Here is a 21,332-nt window from a genome sequence, read left to right on the forward strand (position 1 = left end):
AATAGGTTTGGTTTATGTCTACTCAAATACAGGCGCAGAGCTCTGTTTTACTGCATTTCACACTGAAATTGGAAGATGGCTCTACGGCTGATTCCTCGCATGCACAAGGAAAGCCTGCGTTGTTTGTTTTAGGGAATGACTCCTTATCGCCAGAACTTGAAGCTCAATTGATTGGCCTTAATGAAGGTGAAAAGAAAAGTTTTTCGCTGCCCGGAGACACTGTTTTTGGGAAACATAATCCTGATTTAGTTCAATATTTTTCATTGCGTGACTTTATAGAAACAGGCATTCCTGAAATTGGTACGATAATGCTATTTACCGCGATGAATGGCAGTGAAATGCCAGGTGTAGTAAAATCAATTGAAGGTGAGTCGATTACTATTGATTTTAACCACCCTCTCGCTGAGCAGCAGATTAGTTTTGATATCGAAGTGCTTGAAGTAGACCCGCAATTGGAGAATCACAATGCAAATATTAATGGCTAACCCTCGTGGGTTTTGTGCTGGCGTAGACCGCGCAATTAGCATCGTAGAAAGGGCATTAGAAATATATGGTGCTCCGATTTACGTTCGTCACGAAGTGGTTCATAACCGTTATGTTGTTGATGATTTACGTCAACGTGGTGCTATCTTTATTGAAGAAATCTCAGAAGTACCGGATGGGTCAATCTTGATTTTTTCTGCGCATGGCGTTTCTCAAGCCATTCGCCAAGAAGCGCGTTCTCGCGATCTAACGATGTTATTTGACGCCACTTGTCCTTTGGTGACGAAAGTCCATATGGAAGTTGCACGAGCGAGTCGTAAAGGCAAAGAAGCTATTTTAATTGGGCATGCCGGGCATCCAGAAGTCGAAGGCACGATGGGCCAATATAGTAACCCTGAAGGTGGGATGTATCTTGTTGAGAGCCCAGAAGATGTTTGGAAATTAAAAGTGAAAGATGAAAATAATCTCTCTTTCATGACACAAACAACACTTTCTGTTGATGATACCTCTGATGTTATTGATGCACTGACTTCTCGCTTTCCAAGCATTGTAGGACCTCGTAAAGACGATATTTGCTATGCAACGACTAACCGCCAAGAGGCAGCGAGAGAACTTGCAGAACGCGCTGATATTGTTTTAGTCGTCGGTTCTAAAAACTCATCAAACTCAAATCGTCTAGCGGAATTAGCTTCGCGCATGCAAAAACCTGCATTTTTAATTGATGGTGCAGAAGATATTAAAACGGAATGGTTAGCAGATAAAAACATTATCGGCTTAACTGCGGGGGCATCAGCGCCAGACATCTTAGTTAGGCAAGTCATTGATCGACTTAAAGAGTTAGGAGCCGACTCGGTTGTTGAATTGCAAGGGCGTGAAGAAAATATCGTCTTTGAAGTCCCTAAAGAATTAAGAGTTGAGGTTAAAGAGATTAATTAATCATTTGGTTTTAATTACAGGAACAGCCGCTTTACCATTCCTATCTTTGCGGCTGTTTTAACCTTTTTATTCAAGTTGTTCCCTTCGCGTTTTCTCTCAATTAAAACTTTTACTGATAATCTCTATGCTTTCTACGCTTTTGTTAATAACTCTGCATTTTTGCTAGCAGAATACAGTCAGGATAGTTAATCTGTATCACAATCATTTCTAAACTGTGGGTAAAAATAGCCTTTTTATCCTAAACAACAGTTCAAATTTATATATTTGCATTAATTAAAAAAGGATAAACCATGGCAAATTCAGTGGTACGTGTCGCAATAGTTGGTGCAGGTGGACGTATGGGACGCCAGCTAATCCAAGCCGCACAACAACAAGATGGAATTCAATTGGGGGCAGCGATTGAGCGTGAAGGATCATCACTTATCGGAACCGATGCAGGTGAACTCGCAGGTATCGGTAAGTTAGGTATTTCCATTGTTGATTCACTTGACCAAGTTGTTAATGATTTTGATGTGGTTATTGATTTTACGCGTCCAGAAGGCACATTGCATTACTTAGCATTTTGTAAAGCCAACCAAAAAGCCATGGTCATTGGTACGACAGGGTTTGATGAGCAAGGGAAGCAAGCCATTGCCGAAGCTGCGAAATCTATTCCTATTGTCTTTGCAGCAAATTTCAGTGTTGGCGTCAATGTCGTACTGAAATTACTGGAAAAAGCAGCAAAAGTAATGGGAAATTACACGGATATTGAAATTGTTGAAGCTCATCACCGCCATAAAGTGGATGCGCCATCAGGTACTGCTTTAGCTATGGGGGAATCTATTGCTAGCGCGCTGGGTAAAAATTTAAAAGAGTGTGCCGTATACACCCGTGAAGGCTACACAGGAGAGCGAGAACTTGGAACCATTGGTTTTGCAACTATCCGAGCTGGGGATATTGTGGGTGAACATACCGCCATGTTTGCAGATATCGGGGAACGAGTTGAAATTACTCACAAAGCCTCTAGCCGCATGACCTTTGCAAATGGTGCAATTAAGGCATCAGGTTGGGTTTGTGCTAGAAATAGTGGGTTATATAATATGAAAGATGTGTTAAATCTTGATGATTTATAGTATTTATTATTTATTTTTTTGTTTACATATCAGTTAATTGCGATCAATAAGTATTTATTTTATGTTGATTTGAATTATTTGTATTCAAATCAACATAACCTTATCTTTTCATTGTTTTTATCTTCGGTTTTGCTCGTTAATTATCCTTCCCTCCTTCTTTTAGCTGAGTTATTATCAATAAACTAGTTATCTTACTTTGCAACCGTTTACTAATTCATTTTTACTATGATTTATACTACTCATCCAACTAAAAGCGAGGTAGTTGAGTAAAAAAGTAAGATAAAAGTGAAAAAAATGCATTTTTTTCTAGACAAGACCCTATCTCATCATTAGAATGCGCGCAATTTGCCAAAAATTTGCTTAAAAACTCATTTTGGCATTGATTTAGATCGCAAAATCTGAATTAATATGCAAAAAACGTGATTTATTATTCTCCGGAGGGTGTTTTGATTAAGTCAGCTATATTGGTTCTGGAAGACGGAACCCAATTCCACGGGCGTGCTATCGGTGCAGAAGGCGCTGCTGTTGGAGAAGTCGTTTTCAACACGTCGATGACCGGATATCAAGAAATAATTACAGACCCTTCCTATTCCCGCCAAATTGTTACTCTCACTTATCCCCATATTGGTAATGTCGGCACTAATGCTGATGACGAAGAATCTCCAAATGTTCATGCTCAAGGCTTAATCATTCGTGACTTACCATTGGTATACAGTAACTTCCGCGGGCAAGAAGGGTTATCTGAATATCTAAAACGCCATAATGTGGTGGCGATTGCAGATATCGATACACGTAAATTGACACGTTTACTGAGAGAAAAAGGCGCTCAAAACGGTTGTATCATTGCGGGTAATAACCCAGATGTTGCACTGGCATTGGAAAAAGCGCGTAGTTTTTCAGGTTTGAATGGGTTGGATTTAGCAAAAGAAGTCTGCACTAAAGAGATTTATAACTGGTCCCAAGGTTCATGGACGCTGGAAAATGGCCAGCAAGGCGCAAAAACTGCGGATGAACTCCCTTTACATGTTGTCGCTTATGACTTCGGTGCGAAGCGCAATATTTTACGTATGTTAGTTGACCGTGGCTGCCGTTTAACGGTGGTACCAGCAACAACACCCGCAGAAACTGTATTAGCGATGAACCCCGATGGTATTTTCTTATCGAATGGCCCTGGTGACCCAGCCCCATGCGATTACGCCATCAAGGCCATTGAAACATTTTTAACCACAGAAATTCCAGTATTTGGTATCTGTTTAGGGCACCAGTTACTTGCCCTGGCGAGTGGCGCTAATACCATGAAAATGAAGTTTGGCCATCATGGTGCTAACCATCCAGTTAAAGATTTAGATAAAGATGTGGTGATGATCACGGCGCAAAACCATGGTTTTGCTGTTGATGAATCGACACTTCCCGACACACTGCGAGTGACTCACAAGTCGCTGTTTGATGGAACATTGCAAGGTATTCACCGTACGGATAAACCAGCATTCAGTTTTCAAGGCCACCCAGAAGCAAGTTCAGGGCCACATGATGCGGCAAATTTATTCGACCATTTCATTGAATTAATTAATGAATACCGTCAGAACACACCTCGTCAAAACGCACAATAATCGGGAGCAAAAGAAATGGCAAAACGTACTGATATAAAAAGCATTCTGATTTTAGGTGCCGGCCCGATTGTGATTGGCCAAGCATGTGAATTTGACTACTCAGGTGCTCAAGCATGTAAAGCACTGCGTGAAGAAGGCTACCGCGTAATCTTAGTTAACTCGAACCCTGCGACAATAATGACTGACCCAGAAATGGCAGATGCAACTTACATCGAGCCGATTCACTGGGAAGTTGTGCGTAAAATCATCGAAAAAGAGCGCCCAGATGCAGTATTACCAACCATGGGTGGCCAAACCGCACTGAACTGTGCGCTTGAATTAGAGCGTAAAGGCGTTTTAGCCGAGTTCGGCGTCACTATGATTGGGGCAACGGCAGATGCAATCGATAAAGCTGAAGATCGCCAACGTTTTGATAAAGCAATGAAAAAAATCGGCTTGGGTACAGCACGCTCAGGTATTGCACATAATATGGAAGAGGCATATGCCGTTGCAGATGCGGTCGGCTTTCCCTGTATTATTCGCCCATCATTTACGATGGGAGGCACCGGTGGTGGTATTGCCTACAACCGTGAAGAGTTTGAAGAAATCTGTACTCGCGGTTTAGATTTGTCCCCTACTAACGAATTATTGATTGATGAATCGCTCATTGGCTGGAAAGAATACGAAATGGAAGTTGTCCGCGATAAAAAAGACAACTGTATTATCGTTTGTTCCATTGAAAACTTCGATGCCATGGGGATCCACACGGGGGATTCTATCACCGTAGCTCCTGCTCAGACATTGACCGATAAAGAATATCAAATCATGCGTGATGCATCGATGGCAGTGTTGCGTGAAATCGGCGTTGAAACGGGCGGCTCTAATGTTCAATTTGCGGTAAACCCTAAAGATGGTCGCTTAATTGTTATTGAAATGAACCCACGGGTTTCGCGCTCATCAGCGCTTGCTTCTAAAGCGACGGGCTTCCCAATTGCAAAAATTGCGGCAAAATTAGCAGTGGGTTATACCCTTGATGAGCTAATGAATGACATCACTGGTGGCCGTACTCCGGCATCATTTGAGCCTTCCATTGACTATGTTGTGACAAAAATTCCACGTTTTAACTTTGAAAAATTTGCGGGCACGAATGATCGACTAACAACGCAAATGAAATCTGTCGGCGAAGTGATGGCTATTGGTCGCACATTCCAAGAATCAATGCAAAAAGCATTACGTGGCTTAGAAGTAGGCGCAACAGGCTTCGACCCGAAAGTGGCCCAAGAAGACCCTGAAGCACTAACTCGCATCCGTCGTGAGTTAAAAGATGCAGGTGGAGAACGTATCTGGTTTATCGCGGATGCGTTCCGTGCCGGTCTTTCTGTTGATGGTGTTTTCAATTTAACCAATATTGACCGCTGGTTCTTAGTGCAAATCGAAGAATTGGTGCGTTTAGAAGAAGAAGTGGCTGAATTAGGCATCAATGGCCTAACTAAGGACTTCTTACGTGTACTTAAGCGTAAAGGATTTGCAGATGCACGTCTGGCAAGTTTAGTCGGTGTTTCTGAAGCAGAACTACGCAAACTACGTCAAGGCTATGATTTACATCCCGTTTATAAACGTGTTGATACTTGTGCGGCAGAGTTTGCAACAGACACGGCTTATATGTATTCCACATACGAAGATGAGTGTGAGTCAAACCCAAATAATGCTAAACCGAAGGTGATGGTATTAGGCGGTGGGCCAAACCGAATTGGGCAAGGGATTGAATTTGACTATTGCTGTGTACATGCATCTCTAGCGTTACGTGAAGACGGCTATGAAACCATTATGGTGAATTGTAACCCAGAAACTGTTTCAACCGATTACGACACGTCAGACCGTCTCTATTTCGAACCTGTCACTCTTGAAGATGTGCTGGAAATTGTACGCATCGAGCAGCCAAAAGGTGTGATTGTGCAGTATGGTGGTCAAACACCATTAAAATTAGCTAGAGCGTTGGAAGCTGCGGGTGTTCCTGTTATTGGTACGAGCCCAGATGCCATTGACCGCGCAGAAGACCGTGAACGTTTCCAGCAGGCCGTTAATCGCTTGAACTTAAAGCAGCCACAGAATGCAACTGTCACTGCTATTGAGCAAGCAGTTGAAAAAGCAGCTGTTATTGGTTATCCACTGGTTGTTCGCCCATCCTATGTGTTAGGTGGCCGTGCAATGGAAATCGTATATGATGAAATCGATTTGCGTCGCTATTTCCAAACGGCGGTGAGCGTTTCTAACGATGCGCCAGTGCTACTTGATCGCTTCTTAGACGACGCAGTTGAAGTTGACGTAGATGCGATCTGTGACGGTGAGATGGTGCTGATTGGCGGTATCATGGAGCACATTGAGCAAGCTGGCGTGCACTCTGGTGACTCTGCATGTTCACTACCTGCATATACACTTAGCCAAGAAATTCAAGATGTGATGCGCGAACAAGTCCGTAATCTTGCCTTCGAATTACGTGTACGTGGCTTGATGAACGTGCAGTTTGCCGTCAAAAATAACGAAGTTTATTTAATTGAAGTCAATCCACGTGCCGCAAGAACTGTGCCTTTTGTCTCTAAAGCAACAGGTGTACCATTAGCGAAAGTTGCAGCGCGAGTGATGGTAGGGCAAACCTTGGCACAGCAAGGAGTAACGGAAGAAGTTATTCCACCATACTACTCTGTAAAAGAGGTCGTATTGCCATTTAATAAATTCCCTGGGGTTGACCCAATTCTTGGGCCTGAAATGCGCTCAACAGGTGAAGTAATGGGTGTCGGCCGGACATTTGCAGAAGCATTTGCTAAAGCGATGTTAGGCAGTAGCTCGACGATGAAAAAATCAGGCCGTGCACTGTTATCCGTTCGTGAAGGGGATAAAACACGTGTGGTTGATTTAGCCGCTAAGCTGTTAAAACACGGCTTTGAGTTAGATGCTACTCACGGTACGGCGATTGTGTTAGGAGAGGCTGGGATTAATCCGCGCCTCGTTAACAAAGTTCATGAAGGTCGTCCACACATTCAAGATAGAATTAAGAATGGTGAATATGATTACATTGTGAATACCACCGCAGGCCGTCAAGCTATTGAAGACTCAAAATTAATTCGTCGCAGTGCATTGCGCTACAAAGTTCACTATGACACGACGTTGAATGGCGGTTTTGCCACCACGATGTCGCTCAGTGCAGATCCAACAGATACAGTAATCTCTGTACAAGAAATGCATGCATTAATTAAGTAATTATTTAATAAGTCACCTATGTAAGCCTCAGTATTCAATTTACTGGGGCTTTTTTATGGCTACTTTTAAACTATCGCTAGCGAGAAAATAATTGTCTGGTGATATTGTGGGTAAAATATAATTCCAATAAAAAATGCAAAATTGAGATTGACTCTCACGTAACGTGAGGCACTAACCTTGGTCGCAATTACAGGAGGAACCTATGCTATTTCAAGTTGGTGAGATTGCGGAAAAAACAGGATTAACCATCCGTACACTGCATCATTATGAAGAAATTGGCTTATTAGTACCAACTGCAAGAACCGATGCGGGTTATCGGCTTTACAACATGCAATGCATAGAGCGTTTAACGCAAATTCAATTGCTACGGCAGGTTGGAGTCAAACTGAAAAACATCGGTGAATTACTGGATGGCCAGAGTGGAGATATGACGAGTTTGCTGCAAGAACGAATTGCATTATTAACGGAACAAATGGAGCAAATGGCGACATTACGTTATCGATTAGAGCAATTACACAAGCAAATGCAAACAGGTAATAGTTTAACTCAGGCTGATTGGTTTTCTGTATTGGAGATGATGTCGATGTTTGATAAATATTTTACCCCTCAAGAATTGGAACAATTGCCACTCTATACGGCGCACACGCTGAAAAACCAAGAGTGGCAACAGCGCGTAGCAACGGTAAATAAGTTGATGGAACAAGGTGTAACACCTCAATCTATCGAGGTGCAACAAATTGCACATGAATGGATGACGGCATTAGAAAGAGATACCGGAGGCAACCCGGATTTCTTTGCACGATTGAATCGAATTCATTTATCGGATAACACGTTAGCCTATTCATCAGGTATTTCTGTTGCAATGATCCAATATGTAGCAGAGGGTTTTAGTGAGTACCAATTATCACTGTTTAAACCACATTTAACCGCGGAGCAATTTGCTTTTGTTCAGCAGCATTATTTTTCCTCAGGTGAGGCGTGGCCCGAATTAATCGCAGGTTTATATAATGCATTAAAAGCACATAAATCCCCAGACTCACCCGAAGTACAACAATTAGCGAAAACATGGTTAGCGATGTTCAACCAGTTTACGGGGGGAGATCCTGAGCTACAAGAGAGAATTCGGGTAATTTATCGTGAGGAACCCAAGACTTCGCAAGGAACATGGATGACAGCAGAAATTGGCCAGTACTTATTTTCTGCTATTAGTTTGATGGATCAATAAGTTTGATGGATCAATAAAACCAAATGGCCGCTAATTAGCGGCCATTACTCGGTCATACTATGATTTTTCTTTGCTACCAGAGAGTGCCTTTCGGTGTTTCCAATACATTACAATTGAACCAATTAGCCCACTAATTAGTAGGATGACAGGGATAATCATTAGCGCACTAATAACAATTTGCTCATGTTCTTTCACAAAAGGAATTTGGTTTAAGGCATACCCCAAGGTGACAATCAAGCCAACCCATAACAAGCCACTTAGCCAGTTAAAAAATTGGAAACGGCGGTGACTTAATTCAGATAACCCAGCGAGCAAAGGTAATATTGTTCTGACAAATGCAAGGAAGCGGCCGATAAGTAGGGCGTATAATCCTTGCTTATTAAACATATTATTTGCTTTGGTGTGATATTCCTCAGGAATTTGCGCTAACCAGCGTTTCACAACCTTGGTTTCACTTAACCATCGGCCTTGTAGAAAACCTAACCAGCAACCTAAACTGGCTGCTGTTGTTAGCAATAGTATTGTGGGAATAAAGTGTAAGACCCCTTTGGCAATTAATGCACCTGAAAGGATCAACAAGGTATCACCGGGTAGGAAAGCGGCGGGAAGAACGCCATTTTCTAAAACAATGACAACAAAAAGTACGGTATAAATAACCCAAAGCACTTCAGGGTTGGAGAGTTTAAGGAAATCGTGGTGCCAAAGTGCCAGTACGATTTCGCGTAGGACTTCCATAATCATTCCTGTATCTGCGTAAAAGCGAATTTCTTTATCATCTATATTACAGGAAAAAAAGGGTTCAAGTTTGATTTGTTTGATGAATTAATCATTGAGTGGATAAATTGCAGGAAATATTTAATGATTATCCTGCAATTAACATCTTGATTTAAGCTACAAATTAAATTCGCTCAAAAGCTAATTGTAAGTCGTGAATTAAATCATCGGTGTGCTCTAAACCGATATGCACTCGGAAGAAGGTGCCTTCTTTTGGTGAAAAATCATACTGCCGCATACTGAGCAAATCTTCTTTTTGGTATCCCAAAATCAGCGATTCAAAACCCCCCCATGAATAACCCATTTTAAAATGATTAAAATTATCAAGAAAAGCGGTAAATTGCTCCGTGGTTAAGCGTGATTTTAGTTGGAAAGAGAACAGACCATTAGAGCCTGTAAAATCACGAATAAAGAATTCATGACTCGGAGAATTCTCAAGTGCCGGGTGAAAAACCTGTTCAACTTCAGGACGTTGCTGTAACCAATTAGCAACTTGTAAGCTATTAATTTGATGCTGTTTTAATCGAGTCGGTAATGTATGCAGGCCACGATTAGCCATATAAACAGTGTCTGGGTCAGCTGTTTGACCTAAGAGATAAGAATTTTCACGTAATGTTTCAATACAGCGTTGGTTTGCCACAGCAAGGCCGAGCATTCCGTCGGAATGGCCATTGATATATTTAGTTGCTGATTGGATTGAAACGTCAACATCAAATAATAATGGTTTAAGTAAGACGCCCGCAGCCCAAGTGTTATCAATCATAATGACAATTTCAGGCGATTTAGCACGTATAGCTTTTACGATTGCAGGTAAGTCATGAACTTCCATGGTGATAGAGCCGGGGGATTCTAAGAATACAATACGTGTATTGGATTGTATTAAATCAGCAATCCCCGTTCCGATTAGGGGATCAAAATACGTGGTTTGGACATTTAACTTAGTGAGAATATTGTCGCAAAAATTTTGGGTTGGGTCATAAGCTGAACCGGTAACAAGGATATGTTCGCCTGCAGAGATAAAGGACAAAATGGCATTGGTAATTGCGGCAGCACCTGAAGGGTAAAGGACACAACCTGCACCTGCTTCTAATTCTGTCATGGCTTCTTGGAAAGCAAAATGTGTTTGCGTACCACGGCGTCCATAAAATAGTACGTTATTTGCACGATGGCGAGTTGCATGTCGTTTTTCTTCAAGCGTATCAAAAATAATAGAAGAAGCTCGTTGAATAACGGGGTTTACTCCTTTTTGTGTGTATTTAGGGTTTCGCCCAATATGAACTAATTGTGTTTCAGGTTTTATGTCTGCCATGATTTTTCCCTACACAGGATGTGAACTAGTTAAACTCAAAGGTGATTTATACTAAGACGTTAAATGATCCTGATAGAAATGTAACCTGAGTATTCTTCAACTTTCAATTCATAGGTAAGTCTCATTTTCTCAGGTTGCGTATGAACACTTAATTGAGCTATGAATTATTAAGGAAAATAACCGCATAATAGAGAAGGACATGTTTGTCTAAACGCAAAAAAATATAAAAAAATCGCGAATACTAATGATAATTACTATCAATTCGCGCTGTGTTTGATATCATCAGCACCGTCTTTTTGAAAAGAGACGGACAGCGCGAGTCAAATTTCGCTTTTAAAGGTTAGTCGATGAATGGCACAATCATCGATATGAATTTTATTATACAACACTAAAAAGAGAGTAAAGGCCAACTGATGCGTAAACTAACAGCTTCTATTCTATTGGCGTTCGGCTTGATGGGTACGGCAGTCGCTGAAACCACACCTGCAACAACACCAGCTGCGTCTCAAAATACACCATCAACACAACCGGCAGTAAACCCGGCTGCACCAACAACAACACCAAGTGCTGAAGTTGCATCAGTACCCGCTGAGCCTGTACAAGGCGAAGCTGTGAACACAACAGTTGTTAATGAAAACATTGAAATTGCAACAGAAGCACCAACAGGAGGTTTTGATCAAGACTTATCTGTTTGGGGAATGTACCAAAATGCAGATAACGTGGTTAAAACCGTTATGATTGGTTTGGTGATTGCTTCTGTTATTACATGGGCGCTATTTTTCTCAAAAGGTTTGGAGATTTTAGTTGCTCGCCGTCGCTTAAAAGCAGAAGCGAAAGCGATTGCTGAGGTAAAATCACTTGATGAGGCGGTCAGTATTGCAGAAGGCTTCAAAGCAAATAGCATTACTCGTATGTTATTAAATGAAGCTGTTACTGAGCGAGCTTTATCAGCGAATAGCTCTGATTTATCAGGTACAAAAGAGCGCACATCATTCCGCCTAGAAAGGGCTGTTGCTGCTATTAGCCGTTATATGGGGCGTGGCAATGGTTATTTGGCTACTATTGGTGCGATTTCTCCATTCGTCGGTTTATTTGGAACTGTCTGGGGGATCATGAATAGCTTTATCGGGATTGCCCACTCACAAACCACTAACCTTGCTGTTGTTGCGCCAGGTATTGCAGAAGCATTATTAGCAACAGCAATCGGTCTTATTGCCGCTATCCCTGCGGTTGTGATTTATAATATTTTTGCTCGTATGATCAACAACTATCGTGGTCAAGTAGGAGATGTCGCTGCTCAGTCCGCATTGTTACTGGGGCGTGATCTTGATCTGGCAAATAGCAAAGCAAGGTAATTATTATGGCAATGCGTTTAGGTGACGAACAAGACGATAGCGGTGAAATGCATGAAATTAACGTAACACCTTTTATCGATGTTATGTTGGTTTTATTGATTATCTTTATGGTTGCGGCACCATTGGCAACAGTTGATATTAAAGTCGACTTACCCGCCTCGACAGCGAAGCCGCAGCCGCGTCCAGAAAAACCCGTTTTTTTAACGGTGAAATCGGACAGCCAGCTTTTTATTGGGGACCAAGCTGTGACAAAAGAACAGCTTGCTTCTACACTTGACCAAGCAACAAGTTCTAATAAGGAAACGACAATCTTTTTCCAAGCGGACAAGAGTGTTGATTATGAAACTATGATGGATGTAATGAATGCATTGCGTCAATCTGGGTACTTGAAGATTGGTTTAGTGGGTATGGAAGCAACAACTTCAAAATAAGCGAATTACATCGTATAAACGCGTTTTATCGTTAAGGGTAAAACGCGTTTTTTTATTATCTAACTATGCCTTAAGGTAAGCCTGTGGCGATCTAATTTACCTTTGGCACTATTTTTGTCTATCTCATCACATTTATTTTGCTAATTAGATTTCTTTTTAAGAATTTTATTCTTATTTGACGCTTTCTATTCGTAATTTGATAGGCTGGGGTGGCTATTGCACTCATTGTTTCACTCTATTTAGGATATTTTTGCTTGTATTTTCTATAAGCAATGAAACATCTTATTAATTTTTATAATGAATCATTGTTTGTTTTTTCTTTATTATCACAGTAATGTCTATTGATTTTACCTTTTTTACTATTTATCTATTAGTTACATTGATTCATTTTCTTGGTTTTTTAATTTTTAAATGCGAGTTAAATAGCATATTAATGCTGATTATTTTATCAAAAGTAATGTAATATCGATGTGAAACTTAACGAAAAATAAACCATATTATAAGTAAGGATTTATGTGGGGATCATTTTTAATCTATTTGACCTAATTCCTTATCAGATTGGTGGTTATTTTGTAAGGGAAGGATTCATCAGAAAAGTTATTATTTATCATGAGCCTGATTGTTTTTATATTTAATTCGTAGGTTAATAAATTTTAATTACGTAAATACCATTAATATTTATAATTGAAAAATATGTAAGTTTTATTAATGTTCAGAATGTTTTATTATTCCAGAAAATATATTTGTAAAGCTATGTGATATATATTAATTAATATTAAATTTACTTTTAAATTTTAAGTAAATTGTTTTCTATAAAAAATGTAAATTGTTTGTAATATCTTAACTATAGGTTAAATATTTTGCCTGATTTCGGTTTTTTCAATGTATCTATTTGATTTTAATTGCTTTGTTGCATGGTTTTTGTAGCTTATCATGAAAATAAAAAAACACTTGCGCAACAAAAGTGTTGCGCTATAATGCAACCAATAACATTTAGAAACACTTTTAAATACTTTATTATACTGAGTTATCTATTTTTATAATTTACTTATGCTAGGGAATCAATAAGGCCAATGCTAATTTGGAAATAATACAAAGTTAGTGAACGTTTAGGCCTTTGTATTAAAAATAGTTATAATTACTTAACAAGTAGGTCAGCTAAGTGAACGTATTTATACTGTGAGATAAGTGTTATTACTGGAGTCAAATGGGCTGACTACAGACTACGCATAGCAAGCGTCGCCGTAATACGGCAATTTCATATTATACTCTTCTATAGATAAAATAAGACTACACTTCCAGCGTTATCATTGAGATAGCGCTTTTTTTTTATTCTCATCTATTTCTTTAAATCTGAGTGTGCTCAAGATCAATCTGTCTCTCGTTTTATGATGAAATAACTTCACGAAAAAATTTATCGGAGTATGATGTTGCCACTTCGCTGTGGGGATCGATATAAATACTTATAACGATAATTATACAACGGCGAATTTCTCTGCCAAGGTCTGGCGTGAATGAATTGGAAGTAACAATGACTTGGTCTGATTTTAAATCTCGCTATCTCATCGGTTTTTGGAAACCATTACCTGCAGTTATTGCCGCAGGTATCTTATCAACCTATTACTTTGGCTTGACCGGCACATTCTGGGCGGTCACGGGTGAGTTTACGCGTTGGGGCGGGCACATCATGCAATTATTTGGTGCAGAGCCAGAGACATGGGGCTATTTTAAAGTTATTGGTTTTGAGGGTACACCTCTGGATCGTATTGATGGCGTGATGATCATTGGTATGTTTGCAGGGTGTTTTGCCGCTGCATTATGGGCCAATAATATTAAATTACGAATGCCTCAGCATCGGATACGTATTTTTCAAGCTATTTTAGGCGGTATTATCGCTGGATTTGGTGCTCGTTTGGCGATGGGGTGTAATTTAGCTGCATTCTTTACTGGTATCCCTCAATTTTCATTACACGCATGGTATTTTGCTGTTGCTACTGCGGCAGGGTCATACTTTGGTGCGAAATTCACACTAATGCCAATGTTTCGCATTCCTGTGAAACTGAAAAAAGTCAGCACCGCATCGCCGTTAACACAAAATCATAATGTGGCGAAAAGGCGCTTTAAACTGGGAATGGTGATTTTCACTTTAGCACTGGCTTGGGGCTTTTATACCTTATTAGACTCCCCAGTAATGGGGTTTGCCATTTTATGTGGTATTGGCTTCGGGTTACTGATTGAAAGAGCACAAATTTGTTTTACCTCTGCATTTCGTGATCTGTGGATCACCGGACGCACCCATATGGCGAAAGCTATCATTATTGGTATGGCGGTCAGTGCGATTGGTATTTTCAGCTATGTGCAGTTAGGTGCAACGCCAAAAATTTTATGGGCTGGGCCGAATGCCGTCATTGGTGGATTACTGTTTGGCTTCGGTATTGTACTCGCTGGTGGCTGTGAAACGGGCTGGATGTACCGTGCGGTAGAAGGCCAGGTTCATTATTGGTGGGTAGGTTTTGGTAATATTATTGGTGCTACAGTACTGGCTTACTACTGGGATGGCTTAGGCCCTTGGCTAGCGACTGATTTTGACAAAGTTAATTTACTTGAAACCTTTGGACCAGAAGGTGGATTACTGGTCACTTATGGGTTATTAGCGGTCGCATTTGTACTGATGTTGGTCTGGGAAAAACATTTTTTCCGTAAACGTTCTCAAAAAGCATCTAATGTATCCGTGGAGGTTGTATGAGTAAGAAAGACATTATCCCTGATTACCGGTTAGATATGGTCGGCGAACCTTGTCCATACCCAGCAGTGGCAACATTAGAAGCAATGCCATCGTTGAAAAAAGGTGAAATATTAGAGGTAGTAAGTGATTGCCCGCAGTCGATCAATAATATTCCTCTGGATGCGAAAAACTACGGTTATACTGTGTTGGATATTCAGCAAGATGGGCCGACTATTCGTTATCTTATCCAAAAATAACGAATACGCGTCATATTTTGCACTGTCGCGGCGTTGGCTTCATGCGTTAGCCCTAGTCACATACTTGTGTATGCTCCTAGGGTCTAACGCATTTGCCGCCTTGCGACAGAACAAACTATTTAGCGTATTGGTATTGGTCATGCTTCGTGCTGTAGCGTTGTTGACTGCACTTATAGGCTTACGCCTATTCCCTAATCACACTGCATGCTCCTAAGGCTCGGTTCGCTTGTCGCCTAGTTACAACCCGAATTATATAGGGTATCTTAGTGATACCCTGTAAATATTAAAGCGGTCGGTAAATCGGGAAATTGAACACGGTTAGTATAGGTGGTAGTTCGATTACTCTTCTTGTTCTTGCCAATTAGTAATATCTAGAACCAACTCACATTCGTCATCCATATAAGCGCCTGTTGGAACAAAACCAAGCTTTTTGTAGAACTCAAATGGGCTTTCTTCCCCTTCACCACAGCTATTATAAAGGCGAGGATAACCTTTTCTCTTTAAATACTGGATGACTTGAACTAAAGCTTCTCGGCCAAACCCCAGTTTTTGGTAGGGTTCTGCAATCATAAAGCGCCAAAGCATAATGCCGTCATATTCTAACTCATCGTCATCTAGCCCTGAATGCAGCATGATAAAACCAACAGGGACATCATCAGCGTATATGCCTCGATACCATGCACAATCAGAAAATTGTGCTTCCACCATGGAATAGGCGTTATCTGCTACCATATTACGCTGTGCCTCACTAAGTGTATGACTTAGTAAGCAAATTTCAGAAAAATTTTCTGCAGTGACTTTTTGTAGGGTAACCAGTGAATTTTCATCTAATTCAGGTTCGATGAGCTCTTTCATAACATTTCCTTCGACAGAATATTGACCATAATCATCAGTGATGGATTATTTTTATTATTGTTGTTGAACATAATTAAATATCAGAAATTTGCGATATGGATATAAATCAATCAACCAGAGATTTCACAACCAGTCAATGACTTAATTGTGGCTATGTAAGCGGGATCTAAAAAGTGATGGCAACTTACTTAAGTGTTAGTTGCCATTGTGAGAGCAATAGAGGATATGGAAACAAATTTAGTGTTCGGCTTCACCACCTAAGACATCAATCAAGCGAGCGATTAATGCACTGAGTTCACCGGTCATTAAGACGTAATCAGCATCAAATTTTTGAGCGTAGTCTTCTTTGGCGATGTCATCATTTTGGTCTTTTAATGTATCGCTAAATTTGAGGCGTTTTAGTGAACCATCGTCAGATAACATGAACTGGATACGCTCTTCCCAATCTAAGGCCAGTTTGGTAACGAGCTTGCCAGCTTCAATGTGGTTTGCGATTTCATCAGAAATTAGGTCTTGTTTCTTACAGCGGATAATACCACCTTCTTCTAAGATAGCTTTTAGCTCTGCTTCATCCATGACAGCAAAGCCTTGTGGTAATGAGCCTGAACGGATCCACTCAGTAAGTGTTAGCTCTATAGGGTCTTTAAAAGTCAGAGGAACGACAGGTAAAGAACCTAGGCTTTTGCGAAGTAAAGCTAAATTATCTTCAGCGCGTTTTGCGCTTGCGGCATCAACAATAATTAATTGATTTACAGTATCAATCCAAATGTAGGTTTTACTAAATTTACTAAATGCGCGAGGGAGTAAAGCATGGACGACTTCATCTTTTAAGGAGTCTTTTTCGGTTTTTTTTAACTTACGCCCTTGTTCAGCTTCTAGTTTTTCAATTTTATCCTGTAGTTCTTGCTTTATTACAGGAGATGGCAGCATTTTTTCTTCTTTTTTAGCACAAATAAGAATTTGATTACCCGCAGCATGCGTCAATGCATCACCACCATTCATAGGGGAAACCCAGCCAGTTTGCATCATGTCTTGGCTACCACAAGGATGATAGGCGAGGGCGGCAAGCTGTTTCTCTAAATCATCTGCGGAGAGTGCCAAATCCCGATTTAGGCGATAGACCAATATATTCTTGAACCACATGAAAAACCTACCTTTGTTGATAAATAGCCAGTTAGAGCATGGGGCTATGATAGCGAATTGTCTGTTATTAAGCGAAAAAAAATACGTTGACGTTGAGGGCTGCTATCATTTCATTAGCTAACTATTGATAATACTCCTCAAATCAAGCCATGATAACCATAGAACCCTTGAATAGTAGAGAGCATCATAATGAGAATAGGTATTGACCTTGGTGGAACCAAAATTGAAGTTATTGCATTGGATGACAGTGGTAATACTTTGTTTCGTAAACGTATTCCAACACCTCGTGGTGATTATGATGCGACACTTAAAGCGATCGCGAGTTTAGTGGCGGATGCAGAAACGGCGACGGGGTTGTCAGGCAGTGTTGGTGTTGGGATCCCTGGAACCTTGTCTCCAGTGACAGGAAGAGTTAAAAACGCCAATTCCACATGGCTTAATGGCAGACCGTTCGATGCCGATTTAAGTTATTTATTAAACCGTAAAGTAAAAATGGCAAATGACGCTAATTGTCTCGCCGTCTCTGAGGCCGTTGATGGTGCAGGAGCAGGCGAGAAAGTCGTGTTTGCCGTAATTATCGGAACTGGATGTGGTGCAGGAATTGCAATAAATGGGCAAGTGCACTCAGGGGGAAATGGCGTTGCAGGGGAATGGGGTCATAACCCTCTACCATGGCAAGATGAGCAAGATAGGCAATTTCTAGTAACAGAAAACTGCTATTGCGGGCTGACAGGTTGCACGGAATTGTTTGTCTCAGGCACAGGGTTTATGGCGGATTACGCGAAAATGTCAGGAAGCCAAAAAACGGGAATGGAAATTGTCGAATTAGCACAATCAGGTGATAAATATGCCAAGATCGCACTGGAAAATTACCTCAACCGCCTCGCAAAAGCCCTCGGACAAGCCATTAATATGTTAGACCCAGACGTGATAGTGCTAGGGGGCGGAATGAGCAATGTCGATTACTTATATGAAGCGTTGCCAGCAAGGATCCGCCAATGGGTATTTGGTGGGGAGTGTGATACGCCTATTCGTAAAGCGGTGCATGGCGATTCGAGTGGGGTGCGCGGAGCCGCTTGGTTGTTTTCGTCCTAATTTGCGCTGTAGCGTTGTTGGCTACTCGGGTCACATACTAATGTATGCTCCTATTTTTTCGTCATACTTCAAGCTGTGGCTGCGTTGGCTTCATTCAGTCACTCTAGTCACATATTTATGTATGCTCCTTGAGATGACCTCATTTTTCCGCCTTGCCACAACTTGAATTATTTAAAAAAAATGTAGTTTACTTTGAGGAGAAAACGACAAATTATCTTATTTTCGCCTAGTTATGGTACACATAAGTTAGAAAATAATATTGATATTTTAATGCTTAAATAATCATCTTTTTTTTACTTAAATTAAATTTTAATTAATTGAAGATGATTTAATAAATATATTTATTAAATCAAATTTGATAAGTAAGATTGATTATTTTATTTATGTAACGAATTGTGGTTTTTTAATCAAAATAAGTTTACTTTGTATTAAGTGATATAAATCACAATTCTTTTTTTACTTCAAAAAATATTCACAATACCTCGACAAGATAACTTCAATTATTTTGGGTGAATTTGTCATCATTAATTCATTTTTGTGAGCTATATAAAAATCAAGCCCAATAAAAAGATGAAAACCGTGATTTAGTCACAAAAAATGGTTAGTGTTTGCAGTGTATTATCATTAAAAATTGACGTCATGCACATAGTGTAAAATTTTAACGCTATTTTTGTTGTTTATTTGTTCAATTTTACAGGATAGGTACTCAAATTTGAGAGGCAATTTTCTCTCAAAAATGGCAACTAAGGGGATTACATGAATAAAGTATTAAAACTTTCAACACTTGCTATGTTAGTCGCATTTAATGCGAACGCAGCAACGGTTGATTTACGCGTAATGGAAACATCGGATGTTCACAGCAACCTCGTTGACTTTGATTATTATAGAGACAAGCCGACAGAGCAATTTGGTTACGTACGTACCGCGACATTAATTAAAGCCGCTAAACAAGAAGCAACAAACTCAGTATTAGTGGACAACGGAGATTTAATCCAAGGTAGCCCATTAGCAGACTATATAGTAGGTGAAGGTTTAAAAGACGGTGAATCTCACCCGGCACATAAACTTTTAAATACTATGGGTTACACCGTAGGTAACTTCGGTAACCATGAGTTTAACTTTGGATTAGAGTTCTTACACAAAGCGATTGATGGCGCAAAATTCCCATACATTAATGCCAATATTATCGACGCGAAAACAGGTAAAAACTACTTTAACCCATACATTATTGTCGATACACCGGTTAAAGATAGAGACGGCAAAACACACACCATCAAGATTGGTTATATTGGTTTTGTTCCACCACAAATTCTCATTTGGGATAAACCAAATTTAGAAGGCAAAGTATTAGTTAATGACATTACTGAAACCGCGAAAAAATTTGTACCTCAAATGAAAAAAGAGGGAGCAGATTTAGTTGTTGCGATCCCTCACTCTGGTTTCTCGCAAGAGCCATATAAAGCAATGGCTGAAAACTCAGTTTATTACCTCAGCGAAGTTCCGGGTATTGACGCGATTATGTTTGGCCACTCACACGGTGTGTTCCCAAGCAAAGATTTCAGTGATATCAAGGGTGTTGATGTTGCGAAAGGGACTGTTAATGGCGTGCCAGCCGTCATGCCAGGGCAGTGGGGTGATCATTTAGGTGTTGTTGATTTAGTGGTCAATAATGATGATGGTGCTTGGAAAGTAGTTGATGCAACCGCTCACGCACGCCCTGTCTATGACAAACCAAATAAGAAAGCCTTGGTTGAACGCGATGGCGACCTCGCAAAAATTATTGAGCAAGAACACCAAGATACTCGTAAATTTGTTGGGAAACATATCGGTAAAGCATCCGAAAACATGTACAGCTATTTAGCATTGGTTCAAAGCGACCCAACTGTACAAATCGTGAATGACGCCCAAATCGATTACACCAAAAACTTTATTCAAGGTGACCCTGATCTGGCTGATTTACCGGTTCTTGCAGCCGCAGCACCATTTAAGGCAGGCGGTCGTAAAAATTCACCGACTGAATTCATTGAAGTCGAAAAAGGTGATTTAACCTTCCGTAATGCTGCTGACTTGTATTTATATCCAAATACATTGGTTGTGGTTAAAGCGACTGGTGCGGATGTCGTCGAATGGTTAGAATGTTCAGCGGGAATGTTCAATCAAATCAACCCACAATCAACAGCACCACAAAGCTTATTGAATTGGAATGGTTTCAGAACTTATAACTTTGATACAATTAGTGGTGTAAATTATCAAATCGACTTGACTCAACCAGCGAAATACGATGTTGATTGCCAAACTGTCAACAAAGATGCTAACCGAATCAAAAATGTCACCTATCAAGGTAAGCCGATTGATCCAAAAGCCACCTTCTTAGTGGCAACGAATAACTACCGTGGCTACGGCGGTAAATTTGCGGGAACAGGTGATAATAATGTTGCATTTGCATCTCCGGATGAAAACCGTTCTATTTTAGCGGCTTATATTGCTAAAGAGTCTAAAGAGAAAGGACAAATTGCGACTAAAGCGGCTAATAATTGGTCATTTACACCAATTAAAACAGACAAAAAACTGGATATTCGCTTTGAAACTGCACCAAGTGAAAAAGCTGCAAACTTCATCAAGGAAAATGCACAGTATCCGATGAAACAAGTCGGTACTGATGATATTGGTTTTGCTATTTATCAAATAGACTTAACCGAGAAGTAATCTTAACGCATTTGTATTATTCAAGCCTACCTACGGGTGGGCTTTTTAATGGCTAACTGATAGGTTTGGGAGGCGATTT

16 protein-coding genes are annotated in these 21,332 nt (G+C 40.3%); 12 read left to right on the top strand and 4 right to left on the bottom strand.

The features are described 5' to 3' along the window. Window positions 1-14 precede the first annotated feature (14 nt). The 6 genes from fkpB to ACU696_RS05415 all read left to right on the top strand — a co-directional run bounded on the left by fkpB (window position 15) and on the right by ACU696_RS05415 (window position 8,603). On the top strand, window positions 15-485 hold the full coding sequence (gene fkpB, locus ACU696_RS05390; protein ID WP_004905629.1) for an FKBP-type peptidyl-prolyl cis-trans isomerase: 471 nt from the start codon (window positions 15-17) through the stop codon (window positions 483-485). Beyond that, complete coding sequence (ispH, locus tag ACU696_RS05395; protein WP_004914678.1) at window positions 466-1,419, top strand: 4-hydroxy-3-methylbut-2-enyl diphosphate reductase; 954 nt, start codon at window positions 466-468, stop codon at window positions 1,417-1,419. The genes fkpB and ispH overlap by 20 nt, the downstream gene beginning before the upstream one ends. A gap of 290 nt (window positions 1,420-1,709) precedes the next feature. After that, complete coding sequence (dapB, locus tag ACU696_RS05400; protein ID WP_209102270.1) at window positions 1,710-2,531, top strand: 4-hydroxy-tetrahydrodipicolinate reductase; 822 nt, start codon at window positions 1,710-1,712, stop codon at window positions 2,529-2,531. A 446-nt stretch (window positions 2,532-2,977) separates the two neighbouring features. Further along, on the top strand, window positions 2,978-4,141 hold the full coding sequence (gene carA / locus ACU696_RS05405) for a glutamine-hydrolyzing carbamoyl-phosphate synthase small subunit (RefSeq protein WP_209102268.1): 1,164 nt from the start codon (window positions 2,978-2,980) through the stop codon (window positions 4,139-4,141). Between the two features lie 15 nt (window positions 4,142-4,156). Beyond that, complete coding sequence (carB, locus tag ACU696_RS05410; RefSeq protein ID WP_109911863.1) at window positions 4,157-7,378, top strand: carbamoyl-phosphate synthase large subunit; 3,222 nt, start codon at window positions 4,157-4,159, stop codon at window positions 7,376-7,378. Between the two features lie 202 nt (window positions 7,379-7,580). Continuing rightward, window positions 7,581-8,603, top strand: a complete 1,023-nt coding sequence (locus ACU696_RS05415; RefSeq protein ID WP_109911864.1) for a MerR family transcriptional regulator — start codon at window positions 7,581-7,583, stop codon at window positions 8,601-8,603. Between the two features lie 57 nt (window positions 8,604-8,660). Here ACU696_RS05415 and ACU696_RS05420 read toward each other — a convergent pair whose 3' ends face one another. Both ACU696_RS05420 and metC read right to left on the bottom strand, forming a co-directional pair. Then, window positions 8,661-9,338: a DedA family protein gene (locus ACU696_RS05420; RefSeq protein ID WP_004914669.1), complete on the bottom strand. Its 678-nt coding sequence runs from the start codon at window positions 9,336-9,338 to the stop codon at window positions 8,661-8,663. A gap of 163 nt (window positions 9,339-9,501) precedes the next feature. Next, window positions 9,502-10,686, bottom strand: coding sequence for a cystathionine beta-lyase (metC, locus tag ACU696_RS05425; RefSeq protein ID WP_209102266.1), 1,185 nt, complete (start codon window positions 10,684-10,686; stop codon window positions 9,502-9,504). 413 nt (window positions 10,687-11,099) lie between these two features. On the opposite strand from metC, the gene exbB reads away from it, so the two are divergent. The 4 genes from exbB (at window position 11,100) to yedF (ending at window position 15,454) form a co-directional block, all read left to right on the top strand. Further along, window positions 11,100-12,041, top strand: coding sequence for a tonB-system energizer ExbB (gene exbB / locus ACU696_RS05430; protein ID WP_004914664.1), 942 nt, complete (start codon window positions 11,100-11,102; stop codon window positions 12,039-12,041). A 5-nt stretch (window positions 12,042-12,046) separates the two neighbouring features. Next, the gene (gene exbD, locus ACU696_RS05435) at window positions 12,047-12,472 is read left to right on the top strand and encodes a TonB system transport protein ExbD (RefSeq protein WP_004905603.1); all 426 of its coding nucleotides are present in this window, start codon (window positions 12,047-12,049) and stop codon (window positions 12,470-12,472) included. A gap of 1,531 nt (window positions 12,473-14,003) precedes the next feature. Next, complete coding sequence (gene yedE / locus ACU696_RS05440; RefSeq protein WP_209102264.1) at window positions 14,004-15,218, top strand: selenium metabolism membrane protein YedE/FdhT; 1,215 nt, start codon at window positions 14,004-14,006, stop codon at window positions 15,216-15,218. Then, window positions 15,215-15,454: a sulfurtransferase-like selenium metabolism protein YedF gene (yedF, locus tag ACU696_RS05445; RefSeq protein WP_004914660.1), complete on the top strand. Its 240-nt coding sequence runs from the start codon at window positions 15,215-15,217 to the stop codon at window positions 15,452-15,454. The genes yedE and yedF overlap by 4 nt, the downstream gene beginning before the upstream one ends. A gap of 339 nt (window positions 15,455-15,793) precedes the next feature. On the opposite strand, the gene ACU696_RS05450 is transcribed toward yedF, so the two are convergent. Further along, window positions 15,794-16,309: a GNAT family N-acetyltransferase gene (locus ACU696_RS05450; protein ID WP_004914659.1), complete on the bottom strand. Its 516-nt coding sequence runs from the start codon at window positions 16,307-16,309 to the stop codon at window positions 15,794-15,796. A gap of 237 nt (window positions 16,310-16,546) precedes the next feature. Beyond that, the gene (rdgC, locus tag ACU696_RS05455) at window positions 16,547-17,452 is read right to left on the bottom strand and encodes a recombination-associated protein RdgC (RefSeq protein WP_004914657.1); all 906 of its coding nucleotides are present in this window, start codon (window positions 17,450-17,452) and stop codon (window positions 16,547-16,549) included. 189 nt (window positions 17,453-17,641) lie between these two features. On the opposite strand from rdgC, the gene mak reads away from it, so the two are divergent. Both mak and ACU696_RS05465 read left to right on the top strand, forming a co-directional pair. After that, window positions 17,642-18,547: a fructokinase gene (gene mak, locus ACU696_RS05460; protein ID WP_196718564.1), complete on the top strand. Its 906-nt coding sequence runs from the start codon at window positions 17,642-17,644 to the stop codon at window positions 18,545-18,547. Window positions 18,548-19,303: 756 nt separating this feature from the next. Beyond that, window positions 19,304-21,253 carry a bifunctional 2',3'-cyclic-nucleotide 2'-phosphodiesterase/3'-nucleotidase gene (locus ACU696_RS05465; RefSeq protein WP_164528425.1) on the top strand — a complete coding sequence of 650 codons (1,950 nt, stop codon included), beginning with the start codon at window positions 19,304-19,306 and terminating at the stop codon, window positions 21,251-21,253. Window positions 21,254-21,332: the final 79 nt, after the last annotated feature.

This window comes from Providencia sp. PROV_01 (assembly GCF_053098325.1).

Coding starts and splice junctions, on each gene's coding strand:
- exbD (WP_004905603.1), top strand. CDS start 12,047: ATGGCAATGCGTTTAGGTGACGAACAAGACGATAGCGGTGAAATGCAT.
- ACU696_RS05450 (WP_004914659.1), bottom strand. CDS start 16,309: ATGAAAGAGCTCATCGAACCTGAATTAGATGAAAATTCACTGGTTACC.
- carB (WP_109911863.1), top strand. CDS start 4,157: ATGGCAAAACGTACTGATATAAAAAGCATTCTGATTTTAGGTGCCGGC.
- exbB (WP_004914664.1), top strand. CDS start 11,100: ATGCGTAAACTAACAGCTTCTATTCTATTGGCGTTCGGCTTGATGGGT.
- ispH (WP_004914678.1), top strand. CDS start 466: ATGCAAATATTAATGGCTAACCCTCGTGGGTTTTGTGCTGGCGTAGAC.
- fkpB (WP_004905629.1), top strand. CDS start 15: ATGTCTACTCAAATACAGGCGCAGAGCTCTGTTTTACTGCATTTCACA.
- ACU696_RS05465 (WP_164528425.1), top strand. CDS start 19,304: ATGAATAAAGTATTAAAACTTTCAACACTTGCTATGTTAGTCGCATTT.
- dapB (WP_209102270.1), top strand. CDS start 1,710: ATGGCAAATTCAGTGGTACGTGTCGCAATAGTTGGTGCAGGTGGACGT.
- metC (WP_209102266.1), bottom strand. CDS start 10,686: ATGGCAGACATAAAACCTGAAACACAATTAGTTCATATTGGGCGAAAC.
- ACU696_RS05420 (WP_004914669.1), bottom strand. CDS start 9,338: ATGGAAGTCCTACGCGAAATCGTACTGGCACTTTGGCACCACGATTTC.
- yedF (WP_004914660.1), top strand. CDS start 15,215: ATGAGTAAGAAAGACATTATCCCTGATTACCGGTTAGATATGGTCGGC.
- rdgC (WP_004914657.1), bottom strand. CDS start 17,452: ATGTGGTTCAAGAATATATTGGTCTATCGCCTAAATCGGGATTTGGCA.
- ACU696_RS05415 (WP_109911864.1), top strand. CDS start 7,581: ATGCTATTTCAAGTTGGTGAGATTGCGGAAAAAACAGGATTAACCATC.
- mak (WP_196718564.1), top strand. CDS start 17,642: ATGAGAATAGGTATTGACCTTGGTGGAACCAAAATTGAAGTTATTGCA.
- yedE (WP_209102264.1), top strand. CDS start 14,004: ATGACTTGGTCTGATTTTAAATCTCGCTATCTCATCGGTTTTTGGAAA.